1 protein-coding gene is annotated in these 5,030 nt (G+C 51.6%); it reads right to left on the bottom strand.

Annotated elements, in window-relative coordinates; genetic code table 11:
* A partial coding sequence (locus QUA13_RS31450) for a DUF4347 domain-containing protein (protein ID WP_333204882.1) occupies window positions 1-4,292 on the bottom strand: 4,292 nt, incomplete at its 3' end.
* Between the last annotated feature and the right edge of the window lie 738 nt (window positions 4,293-5,030).

Below are 5,030 nucleotides of genomic sequence, written 5' to 3' on the forward strand. Positions count from 1 at the left end.
AAGTTGAGTGTTTGTGAAGGCTGGGGGGGGATAAATGTGAAGTTGGGCGGCAGGGGCAGTGGTTGGCAACCGCAACCTGTATCTGGTTCGGGCACTGGACCGAATATCGGGGTCGGTTCTGGCGCTGGTGTTGGTGTTGGTGTTGGTGGTGTTGGTGGTGTTGGTGTTGGTGTTGGTGGTGTTGGTTCCGGCGCGGGTGTTGGTGTTGGTTCCGGCGCGGGTGTCGGCGTCGGCGCGGGTGTAGGCGTCGGTGGTGTTGGTTCCGGCGCGGGTGTCGGCGTCGGCGCGGGTGTAGGCGTCGGTGGTGTTGGTTCCGGCGCGGGTGTAGGCGTCGGCGCAGGTGTAGGCGTCGGCGCAGGTGTAGGTTCCGGCGCGGGTGTCGGCGTCGGCGCGGGTGTAGGCGTCGGTGGTGTAGGTTCCGGCGCGGGTGTCGGCGTCGGCGCGGGTGTCGGCGTCGGTGTTGGTGTTGGTTGGTCCAGGGGAATGGCAGAGACAGTAGCGCTGGCGGGGCTGGTAGCGCCCTGGTTGTCTGTAGCGCTGTAGGTGAAATTTGCTGTTGTAAAGTTGGCTGTCGATTGGAAAAATAATTGGTTAATGTCAGCAGGTGTCAGAATTTGACCGACTGTGACAATCCGGCCGCCAGTATCGGGATTGCCTAAAAATATCAGCCCTTCATTTGCTGGTGGGACGGTGTTGATGGTGAAGGATGCGATCGAGCCGTCGGGGTCGCTTCCTCCAAGTCCTGCGATCGCCACAGCGCTGCTGGGGCCGATCTCAAGGTTGACGTTGTTAGCTACCGGCGGTTGGTTTGGCACCGGCAGCAGCGCCGATACAGTAGCGCTGGCGGGACTGGTGGCACCCTGGTTGTCTGTAGCGCTGTAGGTGAAATTTGCTGTTGTAAAGTTGGCTGTCGATTGGAAAAATAATTGGTTAATGTCAGCAGGTGTCAGAATTTGACCGGCGGTGACAATCGTGCCGCCAGTATCGGGATTGCCTAAAAATATCAGCCCTTCATTTGCTGGTGGGACGGTGTTGATGGTGAAGGATGCGATCGAGCCGTCGGGGTCGCTTCCTCCAAGTCCTGCGATCGCCACAGCGCTGCTGGGGGCGATTTCGAGGTTGACGTTGCTAGCTATCGGCGGTTGGTTGGCGGGAGTCGGAGTCGGTGCGGGAGTTGGAGTCGGAGTCGGGGCAGAGGCGATGCTGGTAGTAACAGTTGCGCCGGGCTCGCTGCCGTTATTGTTGCCGGGATTCGGGTCATTCGTGGTTGAGGCACCTCTTGCCGTGTTGCTGACAGTGCCGGTCGCCGGGACTGGGAAAGTGACTCTCCGGCTGACGGTAACGCCGTCAGCTAAGCTGGCAATGGGCGGAAAGCTGACAATGCCTGTGGCTGGGTCGTAAATACCGCCGTTGGATGCTGTAACGCCGGTTAAACCGGGAACGATGCTGTCTGTAAGGGTGATGTTGGTAGCCGGACTCGGCCCACTGTTAGTTGCCGTAATTGTGTAGGTGACAGTCGAGCCTGCCGCCGCAGTAGCGGGCCCGGTTTTGAGCGTCACTACATCGGCGCTATCGGCGATCGTGGTGGTGACTCGCGCTTGGGGGCTGCTGCCGTTGTTGTTGGCAGGATTGGGGTCTGGGCTAGTTGAGGTGCTGCTAGCTGTGTTGGCGACGGTGCCGCCGGTGACTGGAACTGGGAAACTGACGGTTCTGTTGGTGCTGGCTGCGCTGGCGAGGGATGGGATCGCCGTCCAAGTCACAATACCTGTAGTTGCGTTGTAACTTCCGCCCTCCGAGACGCTGACTCCTGTTAAACCAGGAACAATGGTGTCGGCGATCGCCACATTGGTTGCGGCACTCGGCCCACTGTTAGCTGCCGTAATTGTGTAGGTGACAGTCGAACCCGCGGCCGCAGTAGCGGGCCCGATTTTGAGCGTCACTACATCGGCACTCTGGGTGATAGCAGTGGTAACTCGCGCTTGGGGGCTGCTGCCGTTGTTGTTGTCAGGATTGGGGTCTGGGCTAGTTGAGGTGCTGCTAGCTGTGTTGGCGACGGTGCCGCCGGTGGCGGGAACTGGGAAACTGACGGTTCTGTTGGTGCTGGCTGCGCTGGCGAGGGATGGGATCGCCGTCCAAGTCACAATACCTGTAGTTGCGTTGTAAGTTCCGCCGTCCGACACGCTGACTCCTGTTAAACCAGGAACAATGCTATCGGCGATCGCCACATTGGTTGCGGCACTCGGCCCACTGTTAGCCGCCGTAATTGTGTAGGTGACTGTCGAACCCGCGGCCGCAGTAACGGGCCCGGTTTTGAGCGTCACTACATCGGCAATATCGTTCGTAATAGTTGTGGTGACTCGCGCTTGGGGGCTGCTGCCGCTGTTGTTGGCGGGTAGGGGATCGATCGTGTTGCTGCTGCTGAATACACTGTTTGTAATAGCGCCGATCGTAGTTGGGGCGGTAACGGTGACAGTACGGGTGACGCTGGCCCCAACAGGTAAATTCGGAATAGTTTGCCAGGTGACCAGTCTCGTTGTCGGATTGAAAGTGCCGCCGCTGTCGGCACTTTCAAATACTGCCCCTCGGGGCAGTTGGTCTTCAACCAGCACGTTTTCTGCCGGGTTGGGACCATTATTTACTGTCGTAATTGTGTAAGTAATGGTGCTGCCCAGTGCCGCAGCGGGCGGGCCTTTTTTCGTTGTCGCAACATCTGCTGTAGTCAGCGGCACGTCTATAGTTTGGATAGACAAAGTGCGAACGTCGTGAATATTTGTTGCGTCTCCCGTTGAACCAGCAAAACCAAATTTGAATGTTGGCGGGATTGGCCCGTTTATTGCCTCTAAATCCCCAATGTCGATAATAGTCTCGCCCACATCTGTAAACGAACCATCATTGTCGAGATCGAAGCTAACAGTAAGCTGACGACTGTTAGGCGTTCCAGGAGTGGGAGGTTCCAAAATAACTTGAACTCTTCTTCTGGCTGGTTCGCGAGTAGTAGTAATGGCGTTGATCGGCGGAACTACGGAATTGGGAATATTATCTATTCCCCCCGGCAAATAGTTAGAAGTTAAAAACTGATATTGCGTAGCTTCGCTACCTCGAAGTGTTATCGAATCAGGTCTAATCCCCCCCGGAATTCCGCCTACACGCCCAGAAGTTGTAGTTGAGAAATTTCCGAATTCATCCAATCCAATTCCTAAATAACCTCCCCGTAAACCGGACTGATTTGTATCTGTATTTTGGGCGTAGCCGAGAGAACCTCCATAACCTCCAGCTTGTGTTGGCGTCACAGTACCGTCAATTAAAAAGAAACTTATGCCGTCCCCTGTCAAATTACTGGGTAAATTCGGACGTGCAGTGCCGTTGTAGGCAAATATATCGAAGACAATTTTAAGGCCGCTGCTGGCTGGTACTGGACTGTTATAGATGGCAAAAGTAGATTGGTCAAAACTTCTTGAAGTTAATCTCAAAGCCCCGCTGCCGGGCTGGTCGATATTCAAACCCGGAAAACTCTCCGTTCCGGTTCCTGCTGTTAAAGCTGGAGCGTCTGACGTGCCGGTGACCCCAGATATCCAAGGCCCTATTAGACTTGCATCTTGAAAAGTTTCGTCAACTAAAGTAATGAGGACAGCGCTGTAAGTTTCCTGCGTTTTTGTTTCAAAGGCTATTGCCGTTTTTACTCGTCCTGCTGTAACATTTAATTGCCAGTTTCCTCCTAATTTTGCACTGCCAATTAAATTGTTGGAAGCGGCTATATTTGCGCCTGTTAATTCTCTCAGCTTCCGCACGAAAGCAATCCCTGATTTTCCAGCCCCAACCCTGCAAGCTAATAATAAAATATCGGCTTTTTTGTTGAAGGCTTTTCGCCACTGCTGCAAATGCCGATCGTACTTTAGTAAGTTTTCATCCTTTAGTAAAGTTGACCCCAGTTGCACGGAAGCTTCATTGCCGTGAGCCACTATCTGAAGGCTGGCAATTAAGCTGCGTTTAGCTAGAATCTCGGTAATTTGTTCTACTCCGTCCCGAGTTTTATCGAGGACAATTATCTCTGTCCCCGGTTTGATTCCGCTGGCAAGATGCTGATAATTCTCTACCCTCGGATCGATGCAAACTAAATGTTTTTTATGCTCGGTATTGACGCGAAGACTCGCTTTTGTTAAACAGTAAATATCGAGCGCCGGATCGCCTGCTAACGGCTCTCCAATCACAGGAGTTTTTATGCAGTCTTTGTCGCGGCGATCCCCACTTAATTTTTGAATTTGGGAAGAGTAGTTGCACCATAATTTCTTCATGAGTTAGATAGCTCCTTGACCGGTTAATTGTCAACCTTCAGCGCCAGATATTATTGTTAATTGCTAATCGGCAATTTTTAATTGCTAATTTCTCGGCTTCGCATAGTTAACAAGTTCCATTTACTGCGATTTTTATTTGATCGGCATCTTCCCAAAGTAGCAGTTAGCGGCATTTACCTCGGAAATTAGGCATTTTTTTAGCCAAGTCAGACTGGGCTAAAAATTATTTTTGGATGCAAAAAAAGTGGCGTGATGTACGAAAATACGCCGTGGAGTGCAATATTTATTTGCAAAAACCAATTGACAAGTGTTTTTATTTGTAGTAATAACGGCTGGAACACTCAGAATTTTATTAGGACTTGAGTCCAGATAAAAAACCAATTTTATGGTAGTCAATCAGCCCAAGATCGCATAATATTTATCCCGGTAAAATAACCGTTATAACTTTTGTAGTTATCAACTCCGTTTGTTGAAATTTTCCAAAAACAAATCACTCACTCAAACCTGTTTCATGGGAGTGGAATAAGCGAACATAAAATAAGTCACGAGCTTGATTTTATTTAATTAATAAGTATTCTCCTAACGCGGTTTATTTAACAAAGCGAGCGTGTAGAAAGCGACAAAAGCCAGCGCATTAAATGCGCTTTTATCCTGAGCGCGCCCCAGCCACAAAATCGAGAGAAGTGAGAGAATTATTAGCCCCAAAAACCTGAGCCAAAACATCCCCACTGCCAGCAA

Origin of the sequence: Microcoleus sp. S28C3 (genome assembly GCF_036700785.1) — a bacterium.
Classification (GTDB): domain Bacteria; phylum Cyanobacteriota; class Cyanobacteriia; order Cyanobacteriales; family Microcoleaceae; genus Microcoleus; species Microcoleus asticus.